Origin of the sequence: Clostridium sp. KLE 1755 (assembly GCF_000466465.2) — a bacterium.
In the GTDB taxonomy this organism is placed as follows: Bacteria; Bacillota; Clostridia; order Lachnospirales; family Lachnospiraceae; genus Eisenbergiella; species Eisenbergiella porci.
Window position 1 is genome coordinate 1 of the sequence record NZ_KE992753.1, and the last position, 693, is coordinate 693.

Consider the following 693-nt stretch of genomic DNA (forward strand, 5'->3'; position numbering starts at 1 on the left):
GGGAGGGACAGGAAGGTAATTTCTGTAACCAGTTGTACACCGAATGAAGGGAAGACGAGTGTGTCTTTCCAGTTAGCGTTGTCGGTTGCGGAAGGCGGGAAGAGAGTTGTTCTTGTGGATGCTGACTTGAGGAAGTCGGTGTTGAAGGGAAGATATAAGACGAATGCTTCCAGATATGGGCTGTCCCATTATCTGAGTGGACAGGCTTCGATTGCAGATGTTACGTGTAAGACAAATATTGAAAATTTCTATGTGATTTTCTCCGGGCCAGTGCCGCCTAATCCCAGTGAGCTGTTGGGGAATGATGCTTTTCGGCTGCTGCTGGAGTATCTAAGGAATGAATATGATTATGTGATAGTGGATACACCGCCATTGGGGAGTGTTATTGATGGGGCAGTTGCTGCACAGTATTGTGACGGAACAGTAGTTGTAATTGAGAGTGGGGCTATCAGCTATAAATTTGCACAGAAGGTGAAAGAACAGCTGGAGAAGGTGGACTGCCGGATCCTGGGAGTGATACTGAATAAGGTGAACATGAGCGGCAAAGGGTATTATGGCGCTTATTATGGGAAGTATTACGGGAAATATTATGGGAAGTATTATGGCGGAAATGAGGAAGGCGGACTGCATTCTGCGGTGGTGCAGAAGGGGTTAAAACCAGCGAAGACAGGAACGAAGCAGGAGGAAAGCGGT

Annotated in this window: 1 protein-coding gene; it reads left to right on the plus strand. The window is 47.2% G+C overall.

The window, feature by feature from the left end; translation table 11 throughout:
* Nucleotides 1-18: 18 nt before the first annotated feature.
* Nucleotides 19-693 (plus strand): CpsD/CapB family tyrosine-protein kinase (locus HMPREF1548_RS22400; RefSeq protein ID WP_286138205.1); only part of this gene is annotated, 675 nt, incomplete at its 3' end.